This is a genomic window from Cellulomonas sp. P5_C6, assembly GCF_054049635.1.
Genome location: NZ_JBFULZ010000135.1, coordinates 1 through 13895, shown reverse-complemented (window position 1 = coordinate 13895; position 13895 = coordinate 1). Strand labels below are relative to the sequence as shown.

The window sequence follows — 13895 nt, the reverse complement described above, 5'->3', positions numbered from 1 at the left end:
GTGCCCGAGCCCACCGAGGTCGCCGCGTCGGCCGTCCACGCGCCCCCGCTGTTCGCCGTCCCCCACCCGCTCGCCACGGACCGCTCGAAGGAGTCGGAGGCCAGCACGACGGGGCCGGCGGGAACGACGACGGTCACGCTGACGGTCTCCGTGTCCACGGCGCCACCGTTGTCGGTCACCGTGAGCGTGATCGGGTAGGTGCCCGAGGTCACGTACTGGTGGGTCGCCGTGACGCCCGTCGCCGTGCCGCCGTCGCCGAACGTCCACGCGTACGAGCTGATCGAGCCGCCGGGGTCGCTCGAGCCGGCGCCCGACACCTGCACGGCGGGCGACGGTGGACCGGTCACGCTGATCGCCGCCGTCGGGGGCTGGTTGGGCCCGGTGACCACGGCGTTCGCGGTCGCCGCCGACGTCGCCCCGTCGTCGTCCCGCACCGTCACGGTCACCGCGTAGGTGCCCGCCGACGCGTACGGATGGGTCGTGGTCGGGGTCGTCGTGCTCGACGTCTGCCCGTCGCCCCAGGCCCAGTCGTACCGGACGATCGTGCCGTCGGCGTCGGTCGAGGCGGAGGCGTTGGCCGAGGCAGACAGCGAGCCGCCGGTCACCGAGAGCCGCGCCACGGGAGCGAGGTTCGACGCGGTGCCCGTGGTGCCGATGCTCCGGTGGCGCTGGACGTCGGACTGGTCCAGCTGGCGGCCGTAGACCGACACCTCGTCGATGCTGCCGACGAAGGCGGTCCCCGCGGCGCCCGGCCAGCCGGACAGGTTGTCGCCGCCGATCCGCCAGTACCCGGAGACGATCTGCCCGAACGTCACGTCCGGGTTCGTCGCGACGAGCGTGCCGTCGACCGAGAGCTCCATGCCGCGCGGTCCCGCGCTCGCGACCACCTGGTGCCAGGCGCCGTCGTTGTAGGCCGCCGGCGACGTGATCACGCGCACGGCGTTGGGGTTGACCCCGAAGCTCAGGCGACCGTCGGCGCGCATGTAGACGTGGCGGTCGGTGGTGCTGCTGTTCCCCGTGCCCGACGTGCTGCCGAAGCCGACGATCTTGCCGCCGGCGCTGGACGTCGTCCGGAACCACGCCTCGACGGTGAAGTTCCACGGCGCGGCGACCTTCTGGGTGCTGTACACCCGCGCCGTGCCGGACCCGCTGAACGTCATGGAGCCGTTCGGGTCGCCCGCGATGGCGCCCGGCTGGTTGCGCGTGACGCCGCTGCTGCCCACCGTCGCGTTGCCGTACGAGGTCCAGTCCGGAGCGGCCCCGCTCGACTCGCCGAGCCGCCAGTAGGCCGCCGGGTTGTCGCTCAGCACGGCGGTCGCGTACGCGCCCAGGGTCGCCGTGCTCGAGCCCGGCGTGGTGGCCGTGACGGACGGCGACGTGACCGCGTTGCCGGTCGGGTCCACCGCCTGGATGCGATAGGAGTACGACGTGCCGTCGGCCAGGCCGGTGTCGGTGAAGGAGAGCCGCGGGAGGTCCCAGAACCGCGAGCCGCGGGTCACCTGGTACACGGGCGTGCTCGAGCTGCCGCGCAGCACGCGGTACGTGAGGGCGTCGTCGTCGCGGTCCCAGTTGGCGGGCCACGAGACCTGGACCGTGCCCCGTGCCCGGGCGGCCGCGGTGGGCTGCAGCGCCGAGCCCGTGAGTACCGGTCCCTGCTTGTCGGGCGCGATGTCGGGGGTGGCGAACCGGACGATGCCCTGCTGGTTCACGCCGTTCACCTGCAGGAACTCGCCGCCGTACACGACGTACTTCCCGCTGCCGGTGACGTTCCAGGTGGCCTGCCCCGTCCCGGTGTAGGTGCCCGGCTTGAACACGGGCCAGAACGTCCGCTGCGAGGTCGCGGGCAGCCCGTCCAGGTTCTTGTAGACGCCCTGCACGTTCGGCTGGATCTTGCCCGTCCGGGTCTTCGAGAACGCGACGCCGTACTGGTGCCGTCGCGGGGTGATCTCGGGGTAGCCGCCGAAGTTCGAGCACATGTGGGGGTGCCCGGCGATGTAGACGTGGTCCTTGCCGGGGTTCGGGTACACCGAGTAGGTGTCGCCGTGGCAGTCCTCGACCCACGCCAGGTCGGCCGTGACCGGGTCCGCCGCGAACATGCCCTCGAGGTTGGTGTCGCTGGTGTCGTCGGTCAGCAGGCCGAAGCTGGTGCCGTAGACCAGGTTGCCGTCCGTCGCCAGGCTCAGGATGCCCGCGGAGTAGCCCCACGCGTAGATCTCGGGGTTCACCGTCCAGGCCGTCGTCGCGCCGTTGGACGTGGCCGCCGCGCCGATCCCCTGCCGGGCGACGCCGTTGATCTTGTCGAACCGACCGCCGATGTAGAGCTGGCTGCCGTTCGGGCTCAGGGCGATCGCGTCCACCTGCCGGGGCTGGACCGAGACGCGCCACGTGGTGATGGCCCCCGTTGCCGCGTTGAACGCCGCCACACGGGGCCGGTCCTGGCCTGCGACGGTGTTGAAGTTGCCGCCGACGTACACCGTCGAGGCCGTCGCGACGATGGAGCGCACGGCGGCGTTCGCCCCGCCGCTGAACGCGGTGACCAGCGCACCCGTGCTCGCGGTGAGCGCGGCGAAGCGGTTGCGCGCCACGTTGTTGACTCGGGTGAAGTCACCGCCGACGTAGATGCGGGTGCCGTCCGGCGACGCGGTGATCGCGTAGGCGGGCGCGTCCAGGGTCGGCGCCCACGACGTGATCAGCGCGCCGGTGGTGAGGTTGTACGCCAGCAGGTTGGCGCGKGGTGTCGTCGAGACCCCCGCCGCGGCGCCCGCGGGCCGGGCCGTGGAGAAGTCACCGGCGACGTAGACCGTGGTGCCGACGACGACCTGCGACCACACCACGCCGTTGATCTGCACGGTCGGCAGCGGGTCCGCCGTCACCGTAGGGTCCTGGACCGGGCCGGCGGCCGTCGCGGCGGTCGGCATGCTCACCAGGCCGACCACCACGAGGCCGCCGACGGTCACGGCACGGCCGTGACCCTGTAGTTGTCGATGCGTGCCACGACGGGCGCGTTGGTCGCTGTCGAGGACAGGATCAGCGCGAGGCCCGTGTGGCCCGGGACCTGCAGACCGGCCGTGGCATCCGTCGCCTGCACCAGCCAGGCGGCCGGCTCGGCCGAGGCCGCGTTCCACACCTTGACTCGCACGGTGGTCGGCGCGGTGCCCACCACCTCGAGCGCCGTCGCCAGCACCGTGCCGGTGTTGTAGGACACCCCCGTGGCGGTGACGGCGCTGGAGATCGCGGTCTCCGTGCCCGCCGCGTCCGTCCGGTACAGCCGAGCCGAGACGCCGCCGCCCGAGGAGAGGGCGATCTTCACGCGGTAGTCGCCGACGCCGTCGACGATCCGACCGCGGCCGAGCAGCCAGCCGCCCGACCCGGCGGGACGCTTGTCCAGCGAGAAGGTCAGCTGCTGCCGCAGCGACGTGCTGGTGACGCCCGGCAGCCGGGCGCTGACCACGTTGCMCGCCGCGGCCGCGCGCAGCGACCCGCCGCCGGTGCCGACGCTCGTCGCGCCGGCCGTCGTGGTCCAGGCGCCCCCGGAGTYGGCCGTGCCCCAGCCGTCGGCGACCGTCCGCTCGAACGTGTCCGCCGCGAGCACCACCGGTCCCGGCGGGGCGACGACGTCGACGCTCTGGGTCTCCGTGTCCGTGCCGCCGCGGTTGTCCGTCACCGTGAGGGTGATCGGGTACGTGCCGGTGGCGAGGTACTGGTGGTTGGCCGTGATGCCGGTGGCCGTGCCGCCGTCACCGAACGTCCACGCGTACGAGCTGATGCTCCCGTCCGAGTCCGTCGAGCTCGCGCCCGACACCTGCACCGCGAGCGCGGGCGGACCGGTGACCGAGATCCCTGCCGTCGGGAGCACGTTCGCGGGTGTGACGACGGCCGAGCCGGAGGCCGACGCGGTCGCGCCGCCGTCGTCGGTCACCGTGACCGAGACCGGGTAGGTGCCGGCGACCGCGTACGGGTGCGTCGTCGTGGCGGTCGCCGTCGTCGTGGTCTCGCCGTCGCCCCAGCTCCAGTCGTACTGGAGGATCGCGCCGTCGAGGTCGGAGGAGCCCGACGCGTCCGCGGACGCGGTCAGCTCGCCGCCGGTGACCGTCAGCTGCGCGAGGGGCGGCAGGTTGGTCGCCGAGCCCGTCGTGCCGAGGCTGAGGTGCCGCAGCACGTCGAGCTGGTCGAGCTGCCGGCCGTAGACCGAGACCTCGTCGATGCTGCCGACGAACGTCGTCCCGGCCGCGTTCGGCCAGCCGGTGAGGCTGTCGCCGCCGATCCGCCAGTAGCCGTTGGCCGGCTGCGAGAACGTCACGTCCGGGTCCGTGGCGACGAGGTTGCCGTCCACGTAGAGCTCCATGCCGCGGATCCCGACGCTGGCGACCACCTGGTGCCAGGCGTCGTCGTTGTAGGCGGCCGGCGAGGTGATGGTGCGGAACGCGTTCGGGTAGACGCCGAACGTCAGCCGCCCGTCGGCACCCATGTAGACGTGCCGGTCGGCGGTGCCGCTGTCGGCCGTGCCCGAGGTCGAGCCGAAGCCGACGATCTTGCCGCCGGCCGTCGACGCGGTCTTGAACCACGCCTCGACCGAGAACCGGATCGGGCCGGCCACCCGGCGGGTGCTGTACACCCGGGACGTGCTGGAGCCGTCGAACGTCATCGCGGCGTTGGCGTCCCCGAACAGGGCACCGGCCTGGCCGCGCTGCACGCCGCCGCCCACGGTCGCCGCCGCGTACGAGGTCCAGTCCTGGGCGCTGCCGCTGGTCTCGCTCAGGCGCCAGTAGCCCCCGGGGCTGTCGTTCATGACCCCGGTCGCGTACGCGCCGAGCGTCGCGGACGAGGCACCCGCCGTGGTCACCGTGACGGACGGCGACGTGACCGAGTTGCCGCCCGAGTCCACGGCCACCACCCGGTACGTGTACGACGTGCTGTTGGCCAGCCCCGTGTCGGTGAAGGAGAACCGGGGCAGGTCCCAGAACCGGGAGTCGCGGTCCACCTGGTAGACCACCGAGCTGCCGCGCAGCACCTGGTACCGCAGCGTCGTGTCGTCGCGGTCCCAGTTGGCCGGCCACGACACCTGCACGGTGCCACGGGCGTTCGACGCCGCGGTGGGCTGCAGCGCGGTGCCCGAGAGCGACGGTCCGATCTTGTCGGGGGCGACGTCCGGCGTCGCGAAGCGGACGAGGCCCTGCTGCGCGGTGCCGTTGACGGCGAGGAACTCACCGCCGTAGACGACGTACTTGCCGCTGCCGGTGACGTTCCACGTGGCCTGGCCCAGGCCCGTGAAGGTGCCGCGGGTGAACGTCGGCCAGAAGGTCCGCTGCTCGGGGGCGCCCTGGCCCTCCAGCGAGTAGTAGCCCGCCTGCGAGTTGGGCTGCACCTTGCCGTGCGCGGCCTTGGAGAAGGCGACCGCGTACTGGTGGCGGCGCGGGTTGATCTCCGGGTACCCGCCGAAGTTGCCGCAGTTGTGCGGGTGACCCGCCAGGTACACGTGGTCCTTGCCGGGGTTCGCGTAGACCGAGTAGGAGTCGCCGTGGCAGTCGTCCACCCAGGCGAGGTCGGCCGTGACCGGGTCCGCGGCGAACATGCCCTCGAGGTTGCCCTCGCTGGTCTCGTCGGTGATCAGCCCGAAGCCCGTGCCGTAAACCAGGTTGCCGTCGGTCGCCAGGCTCTCGATGCCCGCCGAGTAGCCGTACTCGAAGATCTCGGGGTTCACGGTCCACGGCGTGGTCGCCCCGTTGGAGGTCGCGGCCGCGCCGATGCCCTGGCGCGCCACGCCGTTGATGAAGTCGAACCGGCCGCCGATGTACAGCTGCGACCCGTTGGGGGCCAGCGCGATCGCGTCCACCTGCCGGGGCTGGACGGACACGCGCCAGGTCGTGATGGCGCCGGTCGCCGCATTGAACTGCGCGACGCGCGGCCGCGACTGGCCGGCGACGGTGTTGAAGTTGCCGGCGATGTAGACCATCGACGCCGTCGCGACGATCGAGCGCACGGCCGCGTTGGCGCCGCCGGTCCACGAGGTGATCAGCGCACCCGTGGCCGCGTTGAGCACCGCGAACCGGTTGCGCGCCACGTTGTTGATGTGCGTGAAGTCGCCCCCGACATAGATGCGCGTCCCGTCGGGGGACGCAGCGATCGAGTACGCGGGGCCGTCCAGCGTCGGCGCCCAGGTGGTGATCAGCTCACCGGTGGTCAGGTTGTAGGCGAGCAGGTTGGCGCGCGGCGTGGTCGAGACCCCGTCGGCGGCGCCCGCGGGGCGCGCGGTGCTGAACTCACCGGCCACGTACACCGTGTTGCCGGAGACCACCTGCGCCCAGGCCACACCGTTGATCTGTACGGTCGGCAAGGGGTCCGCGGTCACCGTCGGGTCCTGCGCCACCGGCCCGGCGGCCGTCGCGGCGGTCGGCAAGGTCACCAGACCGACCACTACGAGGGCCGCGGACGCGGCGATCCCGACGGCACGACGCCACCACAGCCCCTGTGCTGCTCGCATCGATCTCTCCCCTGTCTGGCGGCGCGCTCCCGCGCGCCGCCGTCGCGTCACTGGACGGGTGTCACGCTGTAGTTGTCGAACCGCACCGTGACCGGCACGTTCGTCGCGGTGCTGGAGAGGATCGCCGCCAGCCCCGTGTAGCCGGGTGCCTGGAGTGCGGCCGTCGTGTCGGTCACCGAGGTGAGCCACGCGGTCGGTTCGGTGCCCGTGGCCGGCCAGACCTTGGCCCGGACGGTCGTGGGGTTGGTCCCCACCACCTCGAGCGCGGCCGTGAGCTGCGTGCCGGCGTTGTAGGTCACGCCCGTCACGGTCATCGAGCTGCCGATGGCCGTCTCGGTGCCCGCCGCGTTCGTGCGGTACAGCCGCGCCGAGACGCCGCCGCCCGAGGACAGGGCGACCTTGAGGCGGTAGTCGCCGACGCCGTCGATCACCCGACCACGCAGCAGCACCCAGCCACCGGACCCCGCCACCCGCTTGTCCAGCGAGAACGTGACCGTCTGGCGGTGCGACGAGCTCGCCGCACCGGGCAGCCGGGCGCTCGCCGTGCCACCGGCGGCGGCCAGCGTCATGACGCCAGTCCCCGCGCCGACGCTCGTCGCGCTCGCCGTGGAGATCCAGTCGCCACCCTTGTCGGCCGTCCCGAACGCACCGGACACGGTCCGCTCGAACGTGTCGGTCGCCAGCGGCGGGGGCGGCGGCGGCAGGTGCACCGTCGGCGCGTCGCCGGGAGCGCCACCCCAGAAGGCCAGCGACGCCGCACCGACGTCGGTGTTGTCGAGGTACGAGCCGCGCACCGGGTCGGAGCCCGTGGCCTTGGCGGCCAGCGACGCCGAGCCTGCGCCCATCGCGTAGAACGGCACCAGCTGGTTGGAGTGGTTCACCGTGTTCCACTGGACCGCCGGCAGGGTGCCCGCGGTGCCGACGATCGGGTTGCGGACCGGGTTGGACCCCGGACCCCACAGGTACCCGGTCTCGTGGTCGGCCGTGACGATGACCAGGGTCTCGTCCCAGCTCGAGTTGGCCTCGACCCAGTCGACGACGGCCTGGACCGTGTCGTTGAAGTCGACCTGCTCCTCGACCACGCCCGCCGTGTTGTTCGAGTGCGCCGCCGTGTCGATGGCGCCGCCCTCGATCATCGCGAAGAACCCGTCGGGGTCGGCGTTGTTCAGCACGTTGAGCGCGGCCTTGCTCATGGTCGCCAGGCTCGGCACGTCCGCATTGCGCGGCGTGCTGAAGGGAACGCTGTTCGGGTCGAGCGCCGAGCGCCCCTCCTGCAGCGTGGAGAAGGCGTGCGGGACACCGAAGACGTGGTCCGGGGTGGCGCCCGTGGCGAGCGCCTCGAACTGYGCCGAGGTGTCGACGAACGTGTACGGCGTCTGCCCGGTGGTGATCTTGTCCCACGTCGGCTGGCTGATGTACGAGTAGTCGGGCGTCGCACGCAGCTGGGCGTCGTTGTCGTACAGCGGGTTGCCGGCACCGAAGATGACGTTGGCGTTGGACGCCACCATCTCGTCGGCGATGGCCGTGTAGTTGTTCCGGTCCTCGTCGTGGGCGAGGTAGCCGGCGGGGGTCGCGTCCGACAGGTACTTCGTCGTCACCACACCCGTCGCCTTGCCGACGTCCTGGGCCAGCTCCGCGATGCTGCGGATGTCCTTGCCCGTCGCGTCCCGCCCGATGACCGCGTTGTTGGTCTTGAGGCCGGACGAGAGCGCCGTGGCCGAGGCCGCGGAGTCGGTCGGGCCGGTCAGCGGCTGCGTGAACGACGACCAGGCACCGGACGGGCTGTAGGAGCCGCCCGCCGGGAAGTTCGACATCGCCGACTGCACCGAGAAGTACTGGTACGGCTGCGTGGCGCCCTGGCCGCCGATCTTGGTCAGGTTCGGGCCGTTGGTGATCTTCTGCTGGTACAGCGTCTTGCCGGACTGGAACACGCTGCCCAGGTCGACGGTGTTGAAGCCCATGCCGTCACCGATGAGCGTGATGATGTTCTTCGGTGTGCCCGTCTGCACGGCGGGCAAGGTCGGCGCCGGGTCGTCCGGCGGGATCTGGGTCTCGGGCGGCGCCGCGGTGCCGACGGACAGCACCGAGTAGTCGTCGGTGCGGAACGTGATCGGCACGTTGGTCGCGGAGCTGGACAGCAGGTACGCCAGACCGGTGTGCCCGGCCTCCTGCAGCCCGGCCGTCGAGTCCGTCGTCGTGAGCTGCCAGTCGGTCGGCTCGGTGCCGATCCAGATCTTCGCGCTCAGGGTCGTCGGCGTGCCGCCGCTGACCTTCAGGGCCGTCTTGATGACGGAGCCCGCCGAGTACGTGAAGCCGGTCAGCGTGGTGGCCGTCGTCAGGACGGTCTCCGTGCCGGCCGCGTTGGTCCGCACGAACTGGCCGGTGGCCGTGCCGTTGGACTTGAGGTTCACCTTGAGCCGGTACTCGCCCGAGGTCGTGACCCGCCCGCGGGACAGGATCCAGGCGCCCGAGCCGACCGGCCGCTTGTCGACGAGCGTCGAGAAGCGGGTGACCAGGTCGGTACCGGTGACGGCCGTGAGGCGCGCGCTGAACGACCCGCTCGCGGCCGCGATGGCCGACACGCCCTGCGTGCCGTTCACCGAGCCCGCGCCGGCCGTCGCGGTCCACGCGCCACCGGAGTCCGCCGTGCCCCAGCCGGGCGAGACGGTCCGCGTGAACGTGTCGTTCGCGATGAGGACGTCGACCACCGGCGCGATGATCGTCAGCGGCGCCGTCGTCGTGGTGGCCACGCCGTCGTCGTCGGTGACCGTCAGCGAGACGGTGTAGATGCCGCTGCCGCCGTAGGCGTGCGAGACGGTCGCGCCGGTGCCGCTGGTGCCGTCACCGAAGTTCCACTGGTAGGAGACGATCGTGCCGTCCGGGTCGCTCGAGCCCGTGCCGACCAGCAGGCCGGTCAGCCCGGTGGAGCTCGACGTGATGACGGGCGTCGGACCGACGTTCGGGTTGGCGATCACCACCTGGTGGACCAGGGACGTCGTCCCTCCGTCGTCGTCGGTGATGGTCAGCGTGACGGGGTACGTGCCGCCGGTCGCGTAGGTGTGCCCCGACGTGACGCCCGTGCTCGTGCCGCCGTCGCCCCAGTTCCAAGCGTACGACGCCACGGTCCCGTCGAGGTCGGAGGAGGCCGACGCGTCCGAGGTCGCGGCGAGCTCACCACCGGTGACCTGGAACTTCGCGATGGGCGGCAGGTTGGGCACCACGCCGGTGGCGCCGAGCCCGCGGTGCCGGACCACGTCGACCAGGTCGAGCTGGCGGCCGTAGACCGAGACGTCGTCGATGGTGCCCGTGAAGGACGTGGCGCCCGCGTTCGGCCAGCCGCCGAGGTTGTCGCCACCGATCCGCCAGTACCCGTCGTAGGCCTGGGCGAACGTGACGTTCGGGTCGTTGGCCACCAGCGAGCCGTCGACGTACAGCTCCATGCCGCGGTCGCCGACGCTCGCCATGACCTGGTGCCAGGCACCGTCGTTGTACGCCGCGGGGGACGTGACGAGCCGGACCGCGTTGGGGTAGACGCCGAAGTTCAGTCGCCCGTCCGTGCCCATGTAGACGTGCCGGTCGTAGCTGCTGCTGTCGCCCGTGCCGGAGGTCGCGCCGAAGCCGACGATCTTGCCGCCGGTGGTGGACGTCGTCTTGAACCACGCCTCGACCGTGAAGTGCATCGGGCCGGGCACCTTGACCTGGCTGTACACCCGGGAGCTGGCCGCGCCGGTGAACGCCATGGCGCGGTTGCTGTCGCCGAAGATCGCACCGGTCTGGTTGCGCGTGACCTGGTTGCCGACGGTCGAGCTGCTGTACGCCGCCCAGTCGAGGGCCGCGCCGGTCGACTCACCGAGCCTCCAGAAGCCGGCCGGGTTGTCCGCCAGCACCGCCGCCGTGTAGGCGCCCATGCTCCCGGCCGTCGCGTTCGTCGTCGAGATCGTGACGTTCGGCGACGTCACGGCGTTGCCGCTGGAGTCGACCGTCACCACCTTGTACGTGTACGAGGTGCTGTTGGCCAGACCTGTGTCGGTGAAGGAGAGCCGGGACATGTCCCAGAACCGCGACGGGCGCGTGGTCGAGTAGACCGGGGTCGCGCCGTTGTTGCGGAACACCTGGTACGTCAGCTCGCCGTTGTCCTTGTCCCAGTTGGACGGCCACGAGACCTGCACCGTGCCGGTGGCGCGGGCGGCCGCCGTGGGCTGGAGCGCCGAGCCGGTCAGCTGCGGGCCCTGCTTGTCGGGGGCGATGTCGGGCGTCGCGAACCGCACGAGGCCCTGCTGCGCCACGCCGTTGACGGTGAGGAACTCACCGCCGTACACGACGTACTTGCCGCCGCCGTTGACGCTCCACGTCGCCTGGCCGAGCCCGGTGAAGGTGCCCGGCGTGAACGTGGGCCAGAAGGTGCGCTGCTCAGGGGCGGGGAAGCCCGCCATGTCGAAGTAGCCGCCCTGCGAGTTCGGCTGGATCTGGCCGACCGCGGTCTTGGTGTACGCCACGGCGTACTGGTGCCGCCGCGGGTTGATCTCGGGGTACCCGCCGAAGTTGGAGCACATGTGCGGGTGCCCGGCGATGTACACGTGGTCCTTGCCGGGGTTGGCGTACACCGAGTACGTGTCGCCGTGGCAGTCCTCGAGCCACGCGACGTCGGCCGTCACCGGGTCCGCCGCGAACATGCCCTCGAGGTTCGTGTTGCTGTCGGGGTCGGTGAGGAACCCGAACCCGGTGCCGTAGATGAGGTTGCCGTCGGTGGCCAGGCTCATGATCCCGGCCGAGTACCCGTACGCGAAGATCTCGGGGTTCACGGTCCACGTCGAGATGGCGCCGCTGGACGTCGACACCGCGCCGATGCCCTGGCGGGCCACGCCGTTGATCATGTCGAACCGGCCGCCGATGTACAGCGTCGAGCCGTCCGGGCTGAGCAGGATCGAGTCGACCTGGCGGGGCTGCACCGACACGCGCCACGTCTTGAGCGCGGCGGTCGTGGCGTCGAACGCCGCGACGCGGGGCCGTGACTGACCGGCGACCGTGTTGAAGTTGCCGGCGATGTAGACGGTGGTCGGGGTGGCCACGATCCCACGGACGGCAGCGTTCGCCCCGCCGGTGAACGCCGTCACGACCGCGCCCGTCGTCGCGTTCAGCACCGCGAAGCGGTTGCGCGCCGAGGTGTTGACCTGCGTGAAGTCGCCGCCGACGTAGATGCGCGTCCCGTCGGGGGACGCCGCGATCGAGTACGCGGGGCCGTTGACCGTGGGTGCCCAGGTCGTGTTGAGCTCACCGGTGGTGAGGTCGTACGCCAGGAGGTTCGACCGCGGCGTGGTGTCCGTGCCGACCGGGGAGCCGGCGGGCCGCGCCGTGGTGAACTCGCCCGCGACGTACACGGTGTTGCCGACGACGACCTGCGCCCAGGCGACACCGTCGATCTGCACCGTGGGCAGGGCGTCCGCCGTCACCGTGGGGTCGACCGAGCCGGTGCCCGAGGGCAGCGGGTCGTCGGCCCAGGCGGGCGCACCGAGCCCGAACAGGACGAGAGCGGCGGAGACCGCCGCTGCGACGAGTGCGCGCACCGAGCGAGTGGCGTGGCGGGGTTGCGACATCGAGGGGCTCCTCACGGGGTGACATCACCCTGGAACGAGGCCGCGGGGACCGCGGCATCATGGCTGACCGTGACCTTGACCGGGCCCCCCTCGGCAGGATCACGGAAGACGTAGGTCGCGTCGGCGGACTCACCCGGAGCGAGGACGCCCGAGTAGCCCTTCTCGTGCGGGTCGCTGGCCAGCTCCACACTGGGCACGCCCGACTGCGAGTACACGTTGACGACGACGAAGTTCAGGTCGAGCGGAGCGCCGGTGTCGTTGCGGATCGTCATCGCGACCGCGAGCGCGGGACCGCTGCGCTCGCCGATCGCGCGACCGACACCGTCGATCCTGGTGATCGACGTCAGGCTGACCACGGCCTTGTCGCCCGGGTCCGCAGGCTGGTCGAGCGCGACGGGCGGCGCCTCGGAGTAGTCCTCGACGTGCACCACGCTGTCGTCGGCCGGGTCCGTCCCCTCCACGGGCCCGGTCGTCGGTGCGGGTGCAGCCGAGGGTGCGTCGGCCGCCGGCTCGGTCGGCTCGGCCGACGGGGCGGCCTGCGTCACCGAGACGCTCGGCGTGGGATCGGCCGCCGCGGGGTCGGTGGTGTCCCCGCGCGTCGCGGCCACGCCCCAGGCGATGCCACCGAGCAGCACGACCGCTGTCGCGGAGCCTGCCACCCACTGGAGCGTTCGCCGCTGCATGTGCTCACCCGATCCGGAAGGGCCCCCTCCGACAGGCGGCTCATCCGGCGAGAATACGAGCGAAATCTGGACAGACCACCATATTCCTGCACAGTTCACCCGGCTCGAACGGGTGATGTGTCAGCGCAGGGAGTAGGCCGCCAGGACCCCCGCGCGGAGCACGGATGCGCAGGTCAGAGCGATGGCTGCGCCAGTGATACCGCCGATGACCGCGCCGGCCGGGACGGCCAGCACCGTGACCACGGCCGAGACCACCCCGATCACCGCCACGAGGTGCTCGCGTGACTGGCCCTGCAGGAGCGCCGAGAGCACCGCGGCCACCGCGAAGAACGGCAGACCGGCCAGCGTCCAGGCGAGGACCGGCCCGCTGCCGGCGTAGGTGGGGCCCATGAGGAGCACCACGATCTGCTCGGCGAAGACCATGAACGGGACGGCGAGGAGCCCTCCGGCCAGCAGCGCGGCGATCAGGCGCGCCCCGAGGCGCCGGGCGGCCGGCGGCTCGAGCCGGGCCGAGCGGGGGGCCACCACGGCGGCGAGCGACTGCGGGATCAGCAGCAGGGGCTGGACCAGCTTGACCGCCGCGGCGTACAGGCCCGCCGCCGCCGGGGTCAGCGTCGCGGCGACCAGGGGGACGTCGAGCGTGCGGGCCTGACCGGCCACGTTCGCGACGAGGAACGGCCAGCCGCGGCGGGCGAGGTCCCGGGTGGGGACGGCCGACGCGCTGCCGGGCAGGTCACGCACGTGCAGCCGGATCTGCACCTGGGCGGCGACAGCACCGGCCAGCAGCCCGATCGTGTACGCCAGCACCGCGTCGGCGCCCGTCAGCAGGCCGATCACCAGCACCACGAGGCTCACCGACCGGCGCAGCACCATGGAGATGGCCGCCGTCCGCGAGTCGCCGTCGGCGATGGGCACGCCCAGCACGGTGTCGACGTTGCGCTCGAGCCCCAGCGACACGCAGATGAGCGCGACGGCCAGCGGCGCGTGGTGCTCGAAGGCCCACCAGCCGGTGACCAGCAGGAGCACCGGGGTGGTCACCGCCGTGCTGACCCAGTTCAGCCGGAGCCCGGCCTGCACGTCGTCGTCGGCACCCCGGGCGCGCGCCCGCGGCACGAACGTCGCCATGCCGAACCCGGC

Annotated in this window: 5 protein-coding genes; all 5 read right to left on the bottom strand. The window is 72.1% G+C overall.

Features of this window, described 5'->3' with window-relative positions; all coding sequences use genetic code 11:
- Positions 1–2957: PKD domain-containing protein (locus ACXJKG_RS14725; protein WP_456846497.1), on the bottom strand; the 2957-nt coding region annotated here is incomplete at its 3' end.
- The gene (locus tag ACXJKG_RS14720) at positions 2954–6481 is read right to left on the bottom strand and encodes a PKD domain-containing protein (RefSeq protein ID WP_456846496.1); all 3528 of its coding nucleotides are present in this window, start codon (positions 6479–6481) and stop codon (positions 2954–2956) included. The genes ACXJKG_RS14725 and ACXJKG_RS14720, both read right to left, overlap by 4 nt.
- A gap of 47 nt (positions 6482–6528) precedes the next feature.
- Positions 6529–12075, bottom strand: a complete 5547-nt coding sequence (locus ACXJKG_RS14715) for an alkaline phosphatase (RefSeq protein WP_456846495.1) — start codon at positions 12073–12075, stop codon at positions 6529–6531.
- 11 nt (positions 12076–12086) lie between these two features.
- Entirely contained in the window at positions 12087–12758 is a 672-nt protein-coding gene (locus ACXJKG_RS14710) for a hypothetical protein (RefSeq protein WP_456846494.1), read from the bottom strand.
- Positions 12759–12878: 120 nt separating this feature from the next.
- On the bottom strand, positions 12879–13895 hold a 1017-nt coding region (locus ACXJKG_RS14705), incomplete at its 5' end, for a hypothetical protein (protein WP_456846493.1).